Origin of the sequence: Rhodococcus sp. 06-470-2, assembly GCF_002258235.1 — a bacterium.
GTDB lineage: Bacteria > Actinomycetota > Actinomycetes > Mycobacteriales > Mycobacteriaceae > Rhodococcoides.
This window is the reverse complement of the sequence record NZ_NOYB01000011.1, coordinates 224,853-243,257: the sequence shown is the minus strand read 5'-3', so window position 1 is coordinate 243,257 and position 18,405 is coordinate 224,853. Positions and strand designations below refer to the sequence as shown.

Here is an 18,405-nt window from a genome sequence, read left to right as displayed (position 1 = left end):
TCACACTCGACCCGCCAGAATGAGCGCGAACCGGGATTCGGAGTCGGACCACAGATGCTCGACGCCGAATCCCGCTGCAGCCAGTTCTGCGGTGATGCCGTCCGGTCGGAACTTCGCCGAGATCTCGGTGCGCAATTCCTCGCCCGCCTCGAAATGCACGTGCAGATCGAGATCGGCGACATACACCTCCTGCGTCGATGTGGCCCGCAGTCGCATCTCGATCCACTCCTGCTCGGCGTTCCACAGCGCGACGTGCTCGAACGCATCGGGATCGAAAGTGCCACCCAGGCGAGAGTTGATCACCGACAGCACGTTTCGATTGAACTGCGCCGTCACCCCCGCCGCGTCGTCGTACGCCGGAACCAGCACGTCCGGGTCGATGACCAGTCCGACGCCGAGGAGCAAGTGCTCCCCTGGATCGAGCGCGCCTGCGATCGCCTTCAGAAAGTCCTCGCGCTCCTCGGGGATGAGGTTGCCCAGGGTGCCACCGAGAAACGCGATGGTGCGCGCGCCCCCACCGGGCAGATTGTGCAGAGTATCGGTGAAGTCGCTGACGATGCCGTGCACCTCGAGAGCGGGAAACTCCTGGGCGATCTGCTCGATGGCTCCCTCGAGCGCCGTGACCGACACATCCTGCGGCACATAGGTCTTCAACGAACCGTGCTTGGCCCCTGCAGCGAGCAGGATCTTCGTCTTCTCCGACGAGCCCGACCCGAGCTCGATCAACATGGTGGATTCGGTCGCCTCGGCGATGTCGAGGGCATGCTCTTCGAGCAGGGCACGTTCGGTGCGGGTCGGAAAGTACTCGGGCAGCTCGGTGATCCGCTCGAACAGCTCGCTGCCCACGGCGTCGTAGAAGTATTTGGGCGAGAGCCACTTCGGCGTGGACGTCAACCCGTCTCGCACGTCCTTACGCAATTCGTCCACCAGTGCCGTGTCGGCGAGGTGTACCTCGACAGTGCTCATGTGTGCTCCTCTTCGTCGAGACGGGAAACGGTCAACTCGGACGCCGAGGCAACGACGAGACTGCGGTCGTCGACGGGCGTCCAGTCGGAATTGTCGTCGGTGGGTTCGGACGCGATCGTGACGGCGTCACCGGAACTGCGGACGGACAGTGCGTGATGCACTGCGGTGGCGTACAAATTCTCCCCGTCGCCGAGGAGAAAGTTGAGCCTGGACCCCGGTGCGCGCGCCTCGATACGCCGAACCAATGCGGCAAGCGCTGCCGGCGGTTCGAGGGTTGCGAGCAACTGCCGCAGAACGATCCAGACTGCGGCCGCGTCGGTCGGAGCCGGCAACGTGAGTGCATCTTCGGGCGGCACCTCGGACCACAGGTCGGTCAGTGAGTGGGGCCAGCCGCGGACCACTCCGTTGTGACTGAATGCCCAACGGCCGTCGGTGAACGGTGCGCAGGCCGATCGCTCCACCGGCATTCCCACCGTTGCCGATCGCACGGCGGCGATCACCGACGTCGAATCGAGCTGCGGCAGAACATCGTCGACCGCGGGGTCGGTCCAGATCGGCATGGCGTTGCGGTAGCTGCGAACCGAACCGGCCTGCCACCATGCGACCCCGAAGCCGTCGGCATTGATGGTGCCCCCGCCGCGCATGTCGTCGGGGGCATACGACTGCACCCGCAAACTGTGATCGCCGCCGGTGAGCACTCCCCCGACCGACGTGAGAGGGCCGAGATACCCGAGATGTCGGCACATTCAGCTGGGCTCGACGTCGCGGGCCAACCGGAATCCGCTGAAGATCTGGCGTCGGATCGGGTGATCCCAGTTGCGGAACGTGCCCCGACATGCCACCTCGTCGGTGCCGAACGAGCCGCCGCGCAACACCTTGTAGTCGCCACGAAGAAACACCTCGGAGTACTCGGCGTACGGAAACGCCTCGAATCCGGGGTACGGCTCGAAATCCGAGGAAGTCCACTCCCATACGTCACCGATGAGGTGATGCACACCTGCCGAGGAGGCACCGTCGGGATAGGCGCCGACGTCCGCCGGTTCCAGATGCCGCTGATTCAGATTGGCATGTGCTGCAGTGGGTTCGGCATCGCCCCACGGGTACGCGTTACTGGTGCGAGTGTCGGCGTCGAAACGCGCGGCCTTCTCCCACTCGGCCTCCGTCGGCAGTCGCTTGCCTGCCCAGCGGGCGTAGGCGTCGGCCTCGAACCAGCACACGTGCACCACGGGCTGCTGCGGGCGAACCTTCTTGGACACCCCGAAACTGCGACGCCACCACGTTCCGTCGGAGTCGGACTCCCAGAACTGTGGCGCGGTCAGGTTCGCGTCGACGCGATGCTGCCAACCCTTCTCGGTCCACAATTCGCGGCGTCGGTAACCGCCGTCGGCGATGAAGTCCATGAACTGCGCGTTGGTGATCGGTGCCCGGTCGATGGCGAAGGTGGGTACGTGCACCGAATGAGCCGGTCGCTCGTTGTCCAGAGCCCACGGGTCGAGCGAGGTCCCCATCGAGAACGGGCCACCCGCGATGACGGCCTCACCCGACACCGGCACCACCGAGGCCGGTGGCGCAGGAGCCATGAGAACCGCGGGCCCCGAACGCAATTGATGGGTCGCGAGCATGGTCTCGTCGTGCTGCTGTTCGTGCTGGGCGATCATGCCGAACGCGAAACCGTGCTTCTCGACCGGTCGACCCTCGAAAGTGCTGTGATCGAGCACATCCCAGGCCTTGTCGCGCACGGTCCGGACGTAGACGCGCGCCTCGTCCGGGGTGAGCAAGGGAAGCGACGTACGCGAAGACCGCGAGTGCTTGAACGCGTCGTACAGCTCGTCGATGTCCGGACGGACGGGATCGCGGCCACCGACGTCGCGTACGAGCCAGAGCTCCTCTTGACTACCGATGTGCGCGAGATCCCACACCAGCGGGCTCATCAACGGCGAATGCTGCGCCATCAGTTCGGTCTCGTCCACACAGTCGGTGAGTGCGCCGCTGCGGGCACGACTGCGAGTGAGGACCGTTTCGATTCTGTTCCTGAGTTGTTCGGCGCTCACACCGATTCCTTTCGAGTCCGAAATTCCCGTGTCGCCGTGTCGAATTCACTGGGGGGCTCGCCCGCACCGCACCGGCGAGATGCCGCCGACAGCAACTCGGAGTACTCGCCTCCGACCTCCGCGGCGAGTTGGAGCAATTCGGTTGCCGCCGCGCGGAGGTCGTCGTCGGCCAACCCGAGCCGGGCCGCGTCGAGCCACCGTCCCGCCGTTCCGCCGCCGATCTCGGTGGCGCGGGCCACCAGTTCGGGCGTGGACAGCAGCGCCTCGAACGCCGCGGCCGGAACCACCCACTGACCGTCCGGCTGCGCGTCGAGATAGCGAATCTCGAAGTGCCCACAGGCGCGCACCTTGGGGAACAGGGTGGTCAGGTGATAATCGAGGTCACTGTAGGTCGGCGCGCGTCCGACGCTGCCGGGATCGTCCATCCACTGAGCGAACGTGGTGCCGGCAGGTGCTTCCCAGTTCTGCGTGACGCCCTGGATGCAGAGCAATGGAACGTCGAGTGCCCAGCGTGCGTAGTCGGCAATCGGGTCACCGGTGTTCGGAACCGCAGTTCTGCTGGAATCGGTTCTGCTGGAGTCGAGTTCGAGCCAGGTTCGCATCCGCTGCGATGCCCAGTCCCCGGCAGGTGCTCCGGCGAGTTCAGGAGAGCGGGCGAACGCGGACACGAAGGCAGGACCGATGACGTGGAGCATGTGCCAGCGCGCGGCGACCTCGGCGCGATCACGTCCGGCGTCGACGCTCACCTGAGCCGCAGCGGTGTTGCACATCATCAACTTCCCGAAGGGGCCGATGGTGGTGAACCGATTCTCCATCGCGCAGTACCGCGGGAGGACGAGGAGGCGTTCCGGTGCCCGAGCGGTATCGGCCGGAACGGACGCCATGTCGATGCCGGCATCACCGAGGATGTTCCGCAGCCGCTGGGCATCGGCGTCGAGCATCGGTGCGAGTCGAGAAACGGATACATAAGGCGAACTGGACAATTCGACCTGACCGCCGGGTTCGACGGTGACGATGCTTCCGCCCGGCAACGACAGGGCGGGTGATTCGGGATCGATACTGCGCGGGGAGTGAACACCGAGCGCATCGGCCAGAGCCGAGAGGGTCGGACGGGTTCCGTCGTCGAGGGCGGTGAGCCACTCGAGTTCGGCACCGACGAGTGCCGGTGGCCCCAGCTTGAAACACACCTTCGACACGTATGCCTCTGCTGCCGGGCGCGAGCTCAGCCCGAGAGACTTCTCGTTGGACGACACTCATTCCTTCTTTCCGCACTCAACACGTTCTCCGCTCGGAGAACGTACCCAGCTGCGAGGATCGAAAACGCCGCGATCCCTCGTCCGGTCGAGGCTACCGATTGTGGAACTCTGGTGCCCGAGAGTTCGCAACCGAAAGGACGACCGATGCTCGATCACGACCGCATTCGACGCGACACCCCAGGTGCGTCGGGCCGCGTGTTTCTCGACAGCGCCGGATCCTCGTTGCCCCCGACCGTCGTCCTCGACACCGCGATCGCGCATCTACGCCGCGAAGCGGAGATCGGCGGCTACCGGGCCGCGAACGAACGACTCGACGACCTCGCCGCGGTCAAGACCTCGATTGCAACATTGATCGGCGCGCAGGCGTCGAGCATTGCACTGAGCGAGTCCGCGACGCGGGCCTGGACGGACTTCTTCTACTCGGTGCCGCTCTCGGCCGGCGACCGAATCCTGCTGTGCCAGGCCGAGTACGCCAGCAATGCCATCTCCGCCCTCCACCGCGCCGAAGTCACCGGAGCGACCGTCGAGGTCATGCCGAGCGACGCATCGGGACGCATCGACCTGGACGCACTGGAATCGATGCTCGACGACCGCGTGAAACTGATCTCGGTGGTGCACGCCCCCACGAACAGCGGCCTGATCAATCCCGCCCGTGCCGTGGCCGATCTCGCCCACCAGCACGGTGCACTGGTCCTGCTCGACGCCTGCCAGTCCATCGGGCAGCTGCGCGTCGACGTCGAGGAGTTGGGAGTCGACGCCCTCTCGGCCACCGGCCGCAAATGGTTACGCGGCCCACGCGGAACGGGCTTCCTCTACCTGCGTCCGGGATTGGCGTCGACGCTGCATCCGCCGGCCCTGGACCTGCACAGCGCAGAGTGGACCGATGGACGGACATACCGGATGGCAGACGACGCCACGCGATTCGAATTCTGGGAATGCGACGTCGCGGCCAGGCTCGCGCTCGGTGCGGCCGTCGACTACCTGCTCGAACTCGGTATCGACCGAGTCGAAGACGCCGTCGTCGAACGTGCCGACTACCTCCGCTCGGGGCTTCGGAAGGTTCCCGGCGTGACCGTGCGCGACCTCGGCGACCGTAAGAGCGGCATCGTATCCTTCACCGTCGACGGCGAGGATCCCGTGGCCGTGCGTGACCGACTGGCCGAACGAAACGTGACGGTCACCGTCAGCCATCGCGGTTCCACGCGTCTGGACATGACGGGCCGGGGACTCGACGCCGTCGTGCGTGCATCTCCGCATTATTTCGTCGCGTTCGCCGAACTGGACACCATGCTCGCTGCGCTCGCTGGTGAGTGACACTTCGTAGCAGGGTCGGCAGGAGTGGAGCCGGCGGAACGACCCGTCGAACCGTCGCTCACATGGGTTCCGCGGAGGTAGGCAGCCACGCCGATTGCGGAGACCACGAGTCCGCCGAGCCCGAGCCAGGTGATCTCGTCGCCGAACATCAGCAAGGCCCACAGCATGGTCGTCGGCGGTGTCAGGTAGAGCAGCACGCTGGCGCGCGTCGGACCGCTGCGACGCACCACGAACAGGTACGCGCCGTATGCCCCGAAGGTGGAGAGCACCACCGTCCAGGCCACGGCGGCGAGAAAGCCGGTCGTCATCGGCGGCGCGACGTCCCCGGCCAGAGCACTCCACGTCATGAATCCGACTGCGCTGATGGAACATTGAATCGCCATCGCCAGCGCGATCGGCTCCTTCGGTGCCAGCACGCGTTGGCCGATCGTGCCTACCGACAGTGCCAGCATTCCGGCAGCCGGTAGCAGGTAGACCGGCCAGAAGAGGTCGGCACCGGACAGGTCTCCGACCACCACCAGCGAGACACCCGCGATCCCGACGACGAGTCCCAGAATCTGCCGTCGTCCCAGACGTTCGCCGAAGATCCTGCTCGATGCCATCGCGACCACCAGTGGCTGCAACGCGGCGATCAAGGCGGCGACGCCGGGTGGCACGCCCATCCCGATGCCGGTGATGGTCGCACCGAGGTAGAGGAACTGGCAGAACAGGCCCAGGACGGCATGGATTCGGATGGCATGCCAGGTGGGGGTCAGTTTCCGGAACCGGCACCACGCGATCAGCAACGCCGCCGCGGCGAGATACCGCCAGGCCAGAAGCGTGTGGGCCGGCGCTTCGGCGGTTCCGAGCTCTGCTCCGATGAAGCCCGAACTCCACAGCACCACCAGTGCTGTACCTGCAATGACGTCGACTCTCGATCTCATGGAGCGATGTAAACATACAGGTCTGTATACTTGCAGTGCACCCGCCGCTCACCAGCGCTTTCGAAAGGCAACCATGCTCGACAAGCCGCTCACCCCCGCCGGAGAACGCATCCTGACCGTCGCCAGCGACCTGTTCTACGCCCGCGGGATTCGCGCCGTCGGAGTCGACCTCATCGCGGAGGAGGCCGGCACCACGAAGAAAACGCTGTACGACCGATTCGGCTCCAAGGACGGCCTGGTGCAGCGGTACCTCACCCGCCGATACGGCCTGTGGTGCGATCACGTGACCCGGTACGTCGAATCCCTCGAATCCGGCGACGCGCGCATCCTCGGGGTGTACGACGCCCTCGATCTGTGGATGCGCGACAACCATCGCGGCTGCGGATTCGTCAACGCCTTCGCGGAGTTCGGCGGTACCGGCAGCCCGGTGCTCGCGATCATCGAGTCCGAGAAGGAATGGACGAGATCGTTGTTCGCGCGATTGGCGACCGAAGCCGGTTACCCCGATGCCGAGCAGCTCGGAACCCGACTGTCGGTACTGCACGAGGGCGCGGTGGTGATGGGCACAGCGGGGGCTCGCGATGACGCGATCGTGGTCGCGCGGGGCATCGCGTTCGATCTGCTCGCTGCGCTGGCAGTGGTGCGGACAGGTGCCCCAGGGGGCGCATAGCCAAGCCACTGCGCGGCATCGTGTATTGTTTCCCAGGTTGTCTCGGCGAGGGTAGATCCACGATTTCAGGATCCACCGTTATCGACGCGGCTCGGCCCCGTTGGCCGCGCTCGTTCGTGTCCGCCCCGACGAGCTTGACTGCCCGACGAAGTACGCCGCACGAACCACAGTTATCAGGAGCATCCAGCACCATGGCATCGAAGGTAAACAACCTCACCGCACAGGTCCGCACCGAATTCGGCAAGGGAGCCGCCCGTCGCACCCGTCGCGACGGCCTCGTTCCCGCCGTTCTGTACGGACACGCCACCGACCCCCAGCACCTCGCACTGGACGCTCGCGCGTTCGCAGCCGTGCTGCGTAACGACGGCACCAACGCCGTGCTGACCCTCGACATCGACGGCAAGTCGCAGCTGGCGCTGACCAAGTCGATCGTCGTGCACCCGATCCGTCGCAGCATCGAGCACGCCGACCTCCTCGTCCTGAAGAAGGGCGAGCGCGTCACCGTCGAGGTCAACATCATCGTCGAGGGCGACGCCGCACCGGGCACCCTGGTCACGACCGACTCGACCGCGGTCGAGATCGAGGCCGACGCACTGGAGATCCCGGAGAACTTCGTCGTCTCCGTCGAAGAGGCTCAGATCGGCACTCAGATCACCGCAGCCGACCTCGACCTTCCGTCCGGCGTCACGCTGGTGTCCGACGGCGAGATGCTGCTCGTGAACGTTGTCGAGGCTCCGTCCGAGGAAGACCTCGAGGCCGACGGCGAAGGCACCGAGCCCATCTCCGAAGAGGGCGAAGCCGAGACTCAGGAAGAAGCCGAGTCCTCGGACGAGGACAGCTCCGACGAGAGCTGATTCTCCACCTGCACGCTCGACGACGCGCTGCTTCCCTCGGGAGCAGCGCGTCGTTCGTTTCGAAGGCCTGATGAGACAATGACGACCGTGAGTGTTGATCCCGCAGCGCCGGCCCTGATCGTCGGCCTCGGCAATCCCGGCCCGCAGTACGAAAAGACCCGTCACAACGTGGGATTCATGGTGGCCGACGCCCTGGCCGGACGCATCGGTTCCGCGTTCTCCTCGCACAAGAAGTCCAACTCCGACATCGTGCAGGCCCGTCTCGGCAGTCGCTCGGTGGTCATCGCCAAGCCGCGCACCTTCATGAATCTGTCCGGCCAACCAGTGGCTGCGTTGGCGCGCTTCTTCTCGATCGAACCTGCGAACATCGTCGTGGTGCACGACGAGTTGGACATCGACTTCGGTGCTCTACGACTCAAACTCGGCGGCGGCGAAGGCGGCCACAACGGCCTCCGCTCGATCTCGCAGCACCTGAGCACCAAGGACTATCTGCGGGTGCGCGTCGGCGTCGGGCGACCACCGGGACGGATGGATCCGGCGTCGTTCGTGCTCAAGCCGTTCTCCGCTGCCGAGCGCAAGGACCTCGGCGTCGTGGTCGAGGAAGCAGCCGACGCCGCCGAGCTCCTGCTCTCGGCCGGACTCGAGGCCGCACAGAACACGGTGCACCCGCGCTGACCTCACACCCCTGTTCTGAGGTGCGCGCCTGTTCTCGCTTCCTGACGCACGCGCGCACCCCGCAAGAACGGCGTGAGGTCTCCTGCAGGTTCAGTTCAGCAGCGACGCCGAATTCGCCCGCCGCAGTTTGCCGCTCGACGTCTTCGGGATGCTGCCCGGCCCCAACACCGCGACGGTTCGCGGCCGAACACCGACCTCCGAATGCACCGCATGGATCACTTCACGTTCGATGCGCCTGACCTCGTCCGGCTTGTCGATGTCGTTGGTTTCCACAGCCACCGCGAAACTTTCGCGTTTGTCACCGGCATCGAGCCGAATGGCCACGGCATTGCCCGGCCGCACACCGGCGACGGTGCCCGCGGCCCGTTCGATGTCGGTGGGATAGATGTTGCGACCACCCATGATGATGACGTCCTTGATTCGCCCGCAGACGACCACCAGTTCGTCCTCGGTGATGTAGCCGACGTCGCCGGTGTCGAGCCAGCCGTCCGCGTCGAGCGTCGACACCGGGCCGTCGACGGTGATGTATCCGGGCGTGACGGCCTTGCCTCGCACCTCGATGATGCCGACGCCCCGTGCGGTGAGCACCTGCCCCTCCTTGTCCACGACACGGCCCTCCAACCCGGGAACGAATTTGCCGAGCGTCGCCAGCGAGCGGGTGTTACCGCGAGTGGAGGGCACGGCACGACCGAGGGTCTCGAGCAGGTCCGCGTCGACCACGTCGATCACCTGCCCCTGATCGGGGTTCGGAATCGACACGGCCAGAGTCGTTTCCGCCATTCCGTAGACCGGAGCCAGTGCGAGGGGGTTCAGCTTGTACCGGGCTCCGGCCTCGGCGAGCGCGATCATGGTGTCCGGATCGACCGGCTCGGCTCCGTTCCAGGCGTAGCGCAGAGTCGACAGGTCGAGATCCAGGTCGTCCTCCGCCTGACCGAGCCGCCGCGCCAGCAGCGAGTAGGCGAAATTGGGTGCTGCCGTGACGGTTCCGCGGTACTTGTGGATCAGCTTGGCCCACAACAGCGGCGAGCGCAGGAAGTCCAGCGGAGTGATACTGACGACCTCGGCACCGACCTGCATGGGCACCGACAGGAAGCCCACCATGCCCATGTCGTGGAACAGCGGCAGCCAACTGACCATCACATCGGTTTCGACATCGAATTCGATGCGGTCGATCATCGCGTAGGCATTGACGTAGAAGTTCTCGTGCGTGATCCGTACGGCCTTCGGCGAACCGGTCGATCCGGAGGTGAGCTGCTGCAACGCGATATCGGACTCGGACGTGGGCACCGGATCGATGTCGCGACCGGTCTTCATGTCCTCGATCTTCAGCACGGTGATGCCGCGCTCCTCGAGCACGGGTGCGGCGATGTCGAACGGAGCCCCGAGGATCACGGCCTTGGCCTCGATCATCCGCACGACGGTCTCGGTGTCCTCACCCCAGACGGCGAGGTCGGTCCGCGGTGTCGGCTGATGCAGCATCGTCACCGATCCCCCGCGCATCCAGGTCGCCTGGCACGCCGGAGCGATGTCGACCGGCTGACCGGCCAGGATGCCGATCGCATCTCCGTGTTCGACGCCTGCGTCGGCCAACGCACCTGCCATCCGACGCGCCTGCTCGTGGATTTCACCCCAGGACTGTCGCAATGCCTCGTCGGGCTCGCCGGTGATCAGACCGTGCTTGCTGGTGCTCGCGGTCTCGAACATCTCTTCGGTGAACTTGCTCAACGCGCGTCTCCTCGTGAGGGAATCCCGGCCCACCGTCCACAGTAGGCAGTCCCGCCCCGACCGAAGGGTGCAACAGGCCGCGTATCCTTGATTTCTGCCCCGGCGCCCGATTCGGTGCCGCCCTTGCTAGGAGAATGAGGTTTTCGTGAGCACCCCGTCCAGTACCCCCGACGTCGACGCCACGATCGACGGGTCCGGACCGGCAGCGCTCGACGAGTCCGGAACCACCCGCAGCCGGGCCAAAGAGCTCGAGACCGAGGTCGCGAGGCGTCGAACATTCGCGGTGATCTCGCACCCCGACGCCGGCAAGTCGACGCTCACCGAGGCCCTCGCCCTGCATGCACGCGTCATCTCCGAGGCCGGAGCCATCCACGGCAAAGCCGGCCGCCGCTCCACCGTCTCCGACTGGATGGAGATGGAGAAGGCCCGTGGCATCTCGGTGAGTTCGACTGCGCTGCAGTTCAATTACCAGACCTCCCCCGACGCGGAGATCACCAACGTCATCAACCTCGTCGACACCCCCGGCCACGCCGACTTCTCCGAGGACACCTACCGCGTGCTCACCGCCGTCGACGCGGCCGTGATGCTGATCGACGCCGCCAAGGGTCTGGAGCCGCAGACCCTCAAGCTGTTCCAGGTGTGCCGCCAGTTCGGCATCCCGGTCATCACCGTCATCAACAAGTGGGACCGCCCGGGCCAGTCGCCGCTCGAGCTGCTCGACGAGATCGAGTCGCGGATCGGCCTGACTCCGACGCCTCTCTACTGGCCCGTCGGAATCGCCGGCGACTTCCGCGGCCTGCTCGACGTACAGGACGGCAGCTACATCCGGTTCACCCGTACCGCCGGTGGTGCGACCATCGCGCCCGAGGAATTCATGACGGCCGAGGCCGCCGCCGAACGTGAGGGCGTCGACTGGGACACCGCCGTCGAGGAAAGTGATCTGCTGATCTCGAGCGGTCAGCAGCACGATCAGGAGATGTTCCTGGCCGGTCAGACGTCGCCGGTGATCTTCGGCTCAGCGATGCTCAACTTCGGCGTCCGGCAGATTCTCGACACCCTCGTCGCTCTGGCACCCGCCCCCGGCGCACGCGACGACGTCTCGGGCGGGGTACGCGAGGTCACCGATCCGTTCAGCGCCGTCGTGTTCAAGGTGCAGGCAGGCATGGACACCGCGCACCGCGACCGCCTGGCGTTCATGCGCGTGGTCTCCGGAGTGTTCGAGCGCGGCATGGTCGTCACCCACTCGCAAACCAAGAAGCCGTTCACCACCAAGTACGCGTTGACGGTGTTCGGTCGCGATCGTACGACCGTCGAGAACGCCTATCCGGGAGACATCGTCGGCCTCGTCAACGCGACCGCACTCGCCCCCGGGCACACGCTCTACACCGACAAGAAGGTCGAGTTCCCGCCCATCCCGTCGTTCGCGCCCGAGCACTTCTCGGCACTGCGCGTCGACAGCGCCGACAAGTACAAGAAGTTCCGCCGAGCCGTCGAGCAACTCGACTCCGAAGGCGTGGTTCAGGTGCTGCGCAACGACATTCGCGGCGACGCCTCCCCCGTGCTCGCCGCAGTCGGACCCATGCAGTTCGAGGTGGTCACCGCACGAATGAAGACCGAGTTCGGCGTCGACGCCCGAATGGAACCGCTCGGATACTCCCTTGCCCGACGCACCGACGCGGCCTCGGCCGTCGAGTTGGGTCGCCAGCGCGGAGTCGAGGTCTTCACCCGCACCGACGGTGCGCTGCTGGCACTGGTGAGCGACAAGTGGCGTCTGCAGTACATCCAGAAGGAGATGCCCGAGCTGACTCTCGAACCACTCGTCGCCGCGGGTGATCAGTAGCACCGGCGTGCTGATCGATCTGCTCGACGCAGAGTTCTCCGTACTGGGGCACCCGATTCTGTGGCGTGAGGTGGTCGGCAACGGTTTCGGCTTGCTCTCGGCGATCGGCGGGATGCGGCGCGTCGTGTGGGCGTGGCCGGTGGGGATCGTCGGCAATGCGCTGCTGTTCACTGTCTTCCTCGGCGGCGTGTTCCACACTCCGCAGGCTCTCGATCTGTACGGCCAGGCCGGGCGACAACTGATGTTCATCGCGGTGAGCGTCTACGGGTTGATGCGTTGGCTGCGGGACTCCAAACGGTCGGGGGCAGCGGTTCTACCGCGGTGGGGCACGGCGCGGGAGCGGACCGCGATGATCGTCGTCGCGATCGTCGGCACGGTGCTGTTCGCGCAACTGTTCGGCTACCTCGGCTCGTTCGGCAAGTGGGCCGACGCGTGGATCTTCACCGGATCCATGCTGGCGACCTTCGGGATGGCGCGTGGACTCACCGAGTTCTGGCTGATCTGGATCGCGGTGGACATCGTGGGCGTTCCGCTGCTGATCGTCGCCGGGTTCTATCCCTCCGCGGTTCTCTACCTGGTGTATGCCGCGTTCGTGGCCTGGGGTTTTGCCGTGTGGTTCAGAGTTCAGAACAAGAACTTCGGTCAAAAAATGGCGTCGTAAACAATCGTGATGATACTCTCAGCGTGTCCGAACAAACTTCGAGTACGTTTCTGCGTGCTCGACGCCGAGTAGCCCGTCCTGATCGATGCCCGATCGTGACATCTCGGCGCGGAACCACCTGGGATCACGATGAAGTGGAAAACGACATGACTAAGGGATCGAACTACCCATTGGCCGGGATCAAGGTCGGTGGCGTTCCTGCGCATCGTTTGGCGACGCCGCCGAAGTCCGACTCCACTTCACCCGCCGGTGGCCGCACCGATTCTTCGGCGGCAGCGCCCGCCGAGAAGGCGGCCGAGACCTCTACCACCGAGAATTCGGAGGCAGTGGCCACGTCCACCGATAAGGCGTCCGCAACAACGCCTGCACCAGCAACGTCGTCCGTCACGGATTCAACGACCCCCCGCGCGGATCGACGTCGTCCAGAGAAGCCCGCCACGGAATCGAACGAGGTTGAAGTGACTACAAGCGATCAGATCTCAGAACACGGCCTGCCCACCAACGGCCGCTCCACGTCTCACGGCTCCAGCTCCTCGCCGTCGCTCGGTCGCGGCCAGGGACCGGACCGTCGTACCGCCATGGGCGTCGCCTCGGTACGCATCGCAGGCCGCCTGACCCAGAACGAGCTCGGCAGCCGCACCGGCGACATCCGCACCCCCGACACCTCCGTCGGTCCCGACGAGCTGCTCCAGCTCCTCGGCGAATACCTCGTCTCGGGTGGCCTGCAGAACCCCGAGATCCACGTTCGCTCCAACGGCCAGACCATCGTGCTGGACCTGCAGAACCCCGCCAAGGGCTACCGCTGACCCCTACCGGTCACAACAGCTGCTGGAATGCCTCTGGTCGCACCATCTCGAGTACCAGAGGCTTCCATTGCGGCGCTCGGTCCTTGTCGACCAGCACTGCACGAACACCCTCGGCGAAGTCCGGTTCGGTGATGATCCACGTCGCCATCCGCAACTCCCGATCGAGGCATTCACGCAACGTGCTGTCGGCCCCGCGTGTGATCAGCGCGTCGGTAGCCATCAGGGACGTGGGCGACAGCGTCGCCAACTGAGTCTTCGTCGTCCGCGACCAGGGCGTGTCGCACACCAGCGCATCGATGATGTCGACGAGTGAGCTCCTCTCGAACACTGCAGCCACCGCCTCCGCGTCGAACGACAGTTCGGTGGTCGACGGCGCAGTGGTGTATCGGTCCAACACCTCGTCCAGATCCATGCCTGCGAGGATGTCCGCCTTCAGATCGGACACGACCTCGCTCGGGCAGAAATGCGTCGCCAATCCCAGTGCGAGCGCATCGGTTCCGGTGATACGAGTTCCCGTCAGCGCCAGGTACCGTCCGGCATGGCCCGGCAGGCGCGAGAGAAAGTAGCTCGACCCCACATCCGGCACGAAACCGATCGCCGTCTCCGGCATCGCCAACACGGCGTTCTCGGTGACGATGCGGACGCTGCCGTGAATCGAAATTCCCAGGCCACCACCGAAAGCCGCCGCTTCGATGACGGCGACGTACGGCTTGGGGTAGCCGGCAATCACCTCGTCGAGGTCGTACTCCGCCGCGAAGTACGCCGGGCCCGCCTCGTGGTCACCGTCGACGACGGCCTGCCGAATCGCCTTGATGTCACCGCCGGCGCAGAACGCCCGAGGTGAACTGCTCGTCACGAGAACAGAAGTGACCTCATCGTCGTCTCGCCACGCATCGAGTGCGGCGCGGATCCCGTCGATCATCGCACCGTTCAACGAGTTCAGAGCCTCCGGCCGGTTCAGGACGATATGCCCCACTCCGCCCACGGTCTCGGCTTCGACAACGGCCACTGTTGACTCCTTCACACGCACCTCGTTCGACGCGTAACAGTAGCGCTATTCGCGAGACTCGACCGACCGTGGACGCGCGTCAGCGGGAATGTCGGCGGGAGGACACGGCCGCTCCTCGGCAGTGAACCATCCACGATAGAGAAACAGCTGCCCGAGCACCGGGCTCTTCACCTCGATCTCGATGCGATGCCGCTCCTCGGCCGCATCCCACCACTCGCGACCGATCGTCACCGCCGACGCCGGCTTCGGCAACTTCGGCACAAGAGGGCCGAGCAGGAATCGCGGCACCTCGCTCTCGAGCACCAGTCCACCATCGGCATCGACCTCACACCTGGTGTGCACCACCATGTCCGACGAGAAACCCAGGTAGTCCAAGGCATACGCGTCGGACTCGGCGGAGGACACCATCACCGAGTTCATTCCCTGCGGGCGACCGGCGAAAGCGAAACGCCGCACGAAAGACATTGTCTCGCGGCCCAGTTCGTCGACATACGCATAGTTGGCGATGGTGAACGGCACGTCCTTGCCCACACCCGCAGGAAAGAGCCCACGCTTGCGTCCGGCCCACAGCAACGGCGGCGGCACGAGCCGAGAGTGCGTCATCTCCTCCATCACGCCCACCCCGAACTGGGCGAGATCGTCCGAGGACTGCAATCCGAAGCGCCACTGAACCTTGGGATGCAGACGGGCGAAGTCCGAACCGAGTACTTCCGCGACGACCGATGTCATGACTCCAGTATGCGCTGCGCGCAGGTGAGCGAAACTTCGTAGCAGATTACGAATTTCCGTTCACGTGCCGCAGGCTCTACTCCAGCTCGGCGGCCAACTCCATCCAGCGTTCCTCGGCGACATCCTTGTCCGCGAGGACCTGCTTGAGCTCGGTGTCGAGGGCGACGAGCTTGCCCTGCTCGGTGGACGCGTCGACGAGTTCGGCATGCAACTCGACCTCACGCTTGGAGAGCCGAAGGACGAGCTTTTCGAGCTTGCTCAGTTCCTTACGGGCCGCGCGCTCGGACGCCGCATCCCGGGTCGCCTTCTTCGGCACCGCGCCGGTGGTCAACGAATCCGGAGTTGCCTCGGCCGCGAGAACCGACCGGCGACGCAGGTACTCGTCGATACCGCCGGGAAGATTGGTGAGCTTGCCGTCGCCGAACAGTGCCCAGGTGGAATCACAGATGCGCTCGATCAGGTACCGATCGTGACTGATGACGACGAGGGTGCCCGCCCAGCCGTCGAGGATGTCCTCGAGCTGCTGCAGGGTGTCGATGTCGAGATCGTTGGTGGGCTCGTCGAGCAACAGCACGTTCGGCTCGGCCATCAACACGCGCGTGAGCTGGAGCCGACGACGCTCACCGCCGGAGAGATCTCCGACGGGGGTGCGCTGACGCGCCGGGGTGAAGCCGAGCCGCTCCGCGAGCTGCCCGGCCGAGATCTCGCGGTCACCCAACGTGATCCGCTCGGCCACTTCCTTGACCGCATCGAGAACACGCAGCTTCTTGGGTAGGTCGTCCAATTCCTGCTTGAGCCAACCGATCTTGACCGTCTGGCCCTGGATGCGCTTACCCGCAGCAGGCTGCAGTTCACCGGCGAGCGTGCGGAGCATCGTGGTCTTGCCCGAACCGTTGACGCCGACCAGGCCGACGCGCTCACCGGGAGCCAGACGCCAGGTGAAGTCCTTCACCAGTTCTCGGCCGTCGGGAGTCTCCAGGCGCGCGTCCTCGAGTTCGATGACGACCTTGCCGAGACGACGCTGAGCGAACGAGGACAACGCGACGGAGTCGCGCGGAGCCGGAACGTCGGCGATCAGAGCCTCGGCCGCCTCGATGCGGTACTTCGGCTTGGAGGTACGAGCCGGGGCACCGCGGCGCAGCCACGCCAACTCCTTGCGCGCGAGGTTGCGTCGACGCTCCTCGGACGCGTCGGCCTGACGGGACCGCTCGGCGCGCGCGAACACCCAGTCGTTGTAGCCGCCCTCGTAGGCCTCGACGCCGCCGCCGACCACTTCCCACGTGCGATTGGCGACCGTGTCGAGGAACCAGCGATCGTGGGTGACGACCACCAGCGCACTGCGACGGCTGACCAGGTGCGCGGCCAACCACTGCACGCCCTCGACATCGAGGTGGTTGGTCGGCTCGTCGAGCACCAGCAGATCGAGATCCTGAACCAGGGCCGCTGCCAACGCAACTCGTCGACGCTCGCCGCCCGAGAGGTTGTCGATCGACGCGTCGAGTCCCGAACTCCCCGCAGGCCCGAGGTCTGCAATACCGATGCCGGTCAGGATGTTTCGCACCCGAGAGTCACCCGCCCACTCGTGCTCGGCCATTCCGAGTGGGTCGAGGACCACCTGGCCGACGGTCGACCCCGGAGGCAACACGCCGCGCTGGGTGACGACGGCCATGCGCAGGCCGTTGACCCGGCTGACACGTCCCGAATCGGGCGGTTCGATGCCGGCGAGAACCTCGAGGGTGGTGGTCTTACCGCCGCCGTTGAGACCGACCATGCCGATGCGTTCGCCCTCCTGCACGCCGAGCGAGACGCCGTCGAGCAGTGGCTTGACGCCGAAGGACTTGCTGACGTTTTCGAGATTGACGAGATTGACCATCAGGAAAAACCAATCGATTCACTAGTGACAACACGAGCACCGGGAACCGGTCCACTCGCAACACGGACGGTGCGGCACACACCGGCACCGGACAATTCAGCGCTCACCGACACCGCCGCGTCGGCGTCGGCGCACAGAAACGCGCAGGTGGGGCCCGAGCCGGACACGATGCCCGCCAATGCCCCGGCGGTGACTCCCGCACGCAGCGTGCGACGCAACTGCGGCATCAGCGAGACCGCAGCGGCCTGCAGGTCGTTGCCGAGCAACGGCGCGAGTGCACGCGCATCGCCGGACGCCAGCGCATGCATCAGATCCTCGGTGCCGCCGAGGCGAGGCGGATCGCCCTTGGCCCGCAACTCGTCGAGTTCGTTGTACACGGCAGGCGTTTGCAGACCGCCCTTCGCCAACGCCAGCACCCAGTGAAAACTGTTGCGCGAGAGCACCGGAAGCAGCTTCTCCCCGCGACCGGTTCCGACCGCGGTTCCGCCGTGCAACGAGAAGGGCACGTCGCTCCCGAGTTGAGCCGCCACCTCGTCGAGCTCGTCACGCGAGAGATCGAGATGCCACATCGCGTTCAGTGCCACCAGGGTCGCGGCAGCGTCGGCACTTCCACCTGCCATCCCACCGGCCACCGGAATCCCCTTGTCGATGGTGATCTCCACCGACGGCTCTCGCCCGACCCGACGCCCCAGCAACTCGGCGGCCTTCCACACCAGATTCCGCGAATCGGTGGGAACCACCCTCGCGTCGTCACCGCGCACCCGAACCGAGAGCGTCTTGGCCGGAATCACCGACAGTTCGTCCGAGAGCGAGAGCGCCTGAAACACCGTCGTCAGCTCGTGAAAGCCATCGGGACGCAGGTCACCGACCGACAGATGCAGATTCACCTTCGACGGGGCCCGAACAACGACGGGTGTGGGAACGACAGACAGCACGAGTAACCACAGTAGTGGAGAAACAACGCCCGAGTTCACCACCAGGGCGGCCTCCGGTGGGTACTCGATGTGACGTTCAGTGGACTTTTGGGCGGTCGATGTCACATTCAGTGGACTT

At 65.5% G+C, this 18,405-nt stretch carries 18 protein-coding genes; 7 read left to right on the top strand and 11 right to left on the bottom strand.

The annotated features are described in order from the left end of the window. From egtD to egtA, 4 genes are read right to left on the bottom strand one after another with little or no spacing between them, the layout of a single operon-like run. The gene (gene egtD, locus CH276_RS08080; RefSeq protein WP_094631254.1) at positions 1-966 is read right to left on the bottom strand and encodes an L-histidine N(alpha)-methyltransferase; all 966 of its coding nucleotides are present in this window, start codon (positions 964-966) and stop codon (positions 1-3) included. After that, entirely contained in the window at positions 963-1,712 is a 750-nt protein-coding gene (egtC, locus tag CH276_RS08075; protein ID WP_094631253.1) for an ergothioneine biosynthesis protein EgtC, read from the bottom strand. The genes egtD and egtC overlap by 4 nt, the downstream gene beginning before the upstream one ends. Further along, positions 1,713-3,017 carry an ergothioneine biosynthesis protein EgtB gene (gene egtB, locus CH276_RS08070; RefSeq protein WP_176459158.1) on the bottom strand — a complete coding sequence of 435 codons (1,305 nt, stop codon included), beginning with the start codon at positions 3,015-3,017 and terminating at the stop codon, positions 1,713-1,715. Further along, on the bottom strand, positions 3,014-4,270 hold the full coding sequence (gene egtA, locus CH276_RS08065; RefSeq protein ID WP_094631251.1) for an ergothioneine biosynthesis glutamate--cysteine ligase EgtA: 1,257 nt from the start codon (positions 4,268-4,270) through the stop codon (positions 3,014-3,016). The genes egtB and egtA overlap by 4 nt, the downstream gene beginning before the upstream one ends. Positions 4,271-4,417: 147 nt before the next feature. On the opposite strand from egtA, the gene CH276_RS08060 reads away from it, so the two are divergent. Further along, on the top strand, positions 4,418-5,587 hold the full coding sequence (locus CH276_RS08060) for an aminotransferase class V-fold PLP-dependent enzyme (RefSeq protein WP_094631250.1): 1,170 nt from the start codon (positions 4,418-4,420) through the stop codon (positions 5,585-5,587). On the opposite strand, the gene CH276_RS08055 is transcribed toward CH276_RS08060, so the two are convergent. Further along, positions 5,530-6,510, bottom strand: coding sequence for a DMT family transporter (locus tag CH276_RS08055; RefSeq protein WP_094631249.1), 981 nt, complete (start codon positions 6,508-6,510; stop codon positions 5,530-5,532). The two genes, CH276_RS08060 and CH276_RS08055, sit on opposite strands and share 58 nt — an antisense overlap. 73 nt (positions 6,511-6,583) lie before the next feature. On the opposite strand from CH276_RS08055, the gene CH276_RS08050 reads away from it, so the two are divergent. The 3 genes from CH276_RS08050 (at position 6,584) to pth (ending at position 8,709) form a co-directional block, all read left to right on the top strand. Next, complete coding sequence (locus tag CH276_RS08050; RefSeq protein ID WP_045196400.1) at positions 6,584-7,180, top strand: TetR/AcrR family transcriptional regulator; 597 nt, start codon at positions 6,584-6,586, stop codon at positions 7,178-7,180. A 191-nt stretch (positions 7,181-7,371) separates the two neighbouring features. Next, positions 7,372-8,034, top strand: a complete 663-nt coding sequence (locus CH276_RS08045; RefSeq protein ID WP_094631248.1) for a 50S ribosomal protein L25/general stress protein Ctc — start codon at positions 7,372-7,374, stop codon at positions 8,032-8,034. An 87-nt stretch (positions 8,035-8,121) separates the two neighbouring features. Next, positions 8,122-8,709: an aminoacyl-tRNA hydrolase gene (gene pth, locus CH276_RS08040; protein ID WP_230596804.1), complete on the top strand. Its 588-nt coding sequence runs from the start codon at positions 8,122-8,124 to the stop codon at positions 8,707-8,709. 90 nt (positions 8,710-8,799) lie between these two features. Here pth and CH276_RS08035 read toward each other — a convergent pair whose 3' ends face one another. Then, positions 8,800-10,434 carry a fatty acyl-AMP ligase gene (locus CH276_RS08035; RefSeq protein WP_094631247.1) on the bottom strand — a complete coding sequence of 545 codons (1,635 nt, stop codon included), beginning with the start codon at positions 10,432-10,434 and terminating at the stop codon, positions 8,800-8,802. Positions 10,435-10,618: 184 nt separating this feature from the next. Between CH276_RS08035 and CH276_RS08030 the strand changes: the two genes are divergently transcribed. Further along, positions 10,619-12,274, top strand: a complete 1,656-nt coding sequence (locus CH276_RS08030) for a peptide chain release factor 3 (protein ID WP_032396226.1) — start codon at positions 10,619-10,621, stop codon at positions 12,272-12,274. Positions 12,275-12,281: 7 nt separating this feature from the next. Continuing rightward, positions 12,282-12,935, top strand: coding sequence for a nicotinamide riboside transporter PnuC (pnuC, locus tag CH276_RS08025; RefSeq protein ID WP_094631296.1), 654 nt, complete (start codon positions 12,282-12,284; stop codon positions 12,933-12,935). A 163-nt stretch (positions 12,936-13,098) separates the two neighbouring features. On the opposite strand, the gene CH276_RS28920 is transcribed toward pnuC, so the two are convergent. Then, on the bottom strand, positions 13,099-13,323 hold the full coding sequence (locus CH276_RS28920) for a hypothetical protein (protein WP_230596806.1): 225 nt from the start codon (positions 13,321-13,323) through the stop codon (positions 13,099-13,101). Between the two features lie 70 nt (positions 13,324-13,393). Between CH276_RS28920 and CH276_RS28915 the strand changes: the two genes are divergently transcribed. Next, positions 13,394-13,741, top strand: a complete 348-nt coding sequence (locus CH276_RS28915) for a hypothetical protein (protein WP_230596808.1) — start codon at positions 13,394-13,396, stop codon at positions 13,739-13,741. A 10-nt stretch (positions 13,742-13,751) separates the two neighbouring features. On the opposite strand, the gene CH276_RS08015 is transcribed toward CH276_RS28915, so the two are convergent. From CH276_RS08015 to CH276_RS08000, 4 genes are all read right to left on the bottom strand, one after another. Further along, positions 13,752-14,750 carry an enoyl-CoA hydratase/isomerase family protein gene (locus CH276_RS08015; protein WP_032395714.1) on the bottom strand — a complete coding sequence of 333 codons (999 nt, stop codon included), beginning with the start codon at positions 14,748-14,750 and terminating at the stop codon, positions 13,752-13,754. A gap of 45 nt (positions 14,751-14,795) precedes the next feature. Further along, positions 14,796-15,479 carry a DUF4166 domain-containing protein gene (locus tag CH276_RS08010; RefSeq protein ID WP_094631245.1) on the bottom strand — a complete coding sequence of 228 codons (684 nt, stop codon included), beginning with the start codon at positions 15,477-15,479 and terminating at the stop codon, positions 14,796-14,798. A gap of 76 nt (positions 15,480-15,555) precedes the next feature. Then, on the bottom strand, positions 15,556-17,352 hold the full coding sequence (locus tag CH276_RS08005; RefSeq protein ID WP_032395716.1) for an ABC-F family ATP-binding cassette domain-containing protein: 1,797 nt from the start codon (positions 17,350-17,352) through the stop codon (positions 15,556-15,558). Continuing rightward, entirely contained in the window at positions 17,352-18,287 is a 936-nt protein-coding gene (locus CH276_RS08000) for a 4-(cytidine 5'-diphospho)-2-C-methyl-D-erythritol kinase (RefSeq protein WP_032396229.1), read from the bottom strand. The genes CH276_RS08005 and CH276_RS08000 overlap by 1 nt, the downstream gene beginning before the upstream one ends. Positions 18,288-18,405: the final 118 nt, after the last annotated feature.

What these genes read in the sequence shown, in the direction of transcription:
- CH276_RS08045 (WP_094631248.1), top strand. Translation starts at nt 7,372, where the DNA reads ATGGCATCGAAGGTAAACAACCTCACCGCACAGGTCCGCACCGAATTC.
- CH276_RS08060 (WP_094631250.1), top strand. Translation starts at nt 4,418, where the DNA reads ATGCTCGATCACGACCGCATTCGACGCGACACCCCAGGTGCGTCGGGC.
- CH276_RS08005 (WP_032395716.1), bottom strand. Translation starts at nt 17,352, where the DNA reads ATGGTCAATCTCGTCAATCTCGAAAACGTCAGCAAGTCCTTCGGCGTC.
- CH276_RS08055 (WP_094631249.1), bottom strand. Translation starts at nt 6,510, where the DNA reads ATGAGATCGAGAGTCGACGTCATTGCAGGTACAGCACTGGTGGTGCTG.
- CH276_RS08010 (WP_094631245.1), bottom strand. Translation starts at nt 15,479, where the DNA reads ATGACATCGGTCGTCGCGGAAGTACTCGGTTCGGACTTCGCCCGTCTG.
- egtD (WP_094631254.1), bottom strand. Translation starts at nt 966, where the DNA reads ATGAGCACTGTCGAGGTACACCTCGCCGACACGGCACTGGTGGACGAA.
- egtC (WP_094631253.1), bottom strand. Translation starts at nt 1,712, where the DNA reads ATGTGCCGACATCTCGGGTATCTCGGCCCTCTCACGTCGGTCGGGGGA.
- CH276_RS08050 (WP_045196400.1), top strand. Translation starts at nt 6,584, where the DNA reads ATGCTCGACAAGCCGCTCACCCCCGCCGGAGAACGCATCCTGACCGTC.